This window comes from Halomonas llamarensis (assembly GCF_023555005.1).
GTDB lineage: Bacteria > Pseudomonadota > Gammaproteobacteria > Pseudomonadales > Halomonadaceae > Vreelandella > Vreelandella llamarensis.
In genome coordinates this window covers 1-255 of sequence record NZ_JAMJPJ010000147.1, presented here as the reverse complement: position 1 = coordinate 255, position 255 = coordinate 1, and the positions used below count along the sequence as shown (strand labels likewise).

Annotated in this window: 1 pseudogene; it reads left to right on the top strand. The window is 52.2% G+C overall.

What is annotated here, in order from left to right:
- Positions 1-255, top strand: a pseudogene (locus tag M8006_RS17985) (hypothetical protein); the annotation flags it as partial.

The following is a 255-nucleotide window of genomic DNA, read 5'->3' as shown; positions in this document are numbered from 1 at the left end:
CTTACTGGTTTGAGTCGGCGACACCCACGTTTTTGGTTGAATTGCTGAAAGAGCGCGGCATATATACCCCCGCACTCACTGCTTGGCACAGTCGGCCCACATTATTGAGCCGCTTTGATGTGGATGACATCTCGACCGACGCCATGCTATTTCAAACAGGCTACCTGACGCTTAAAAGTATTCGCGAAGAAGTGCCTCACCGCCGCCTTTATCAGCTGGGGCTGCCCAACCAGGAAGTGGAAATCAGTCTTAACG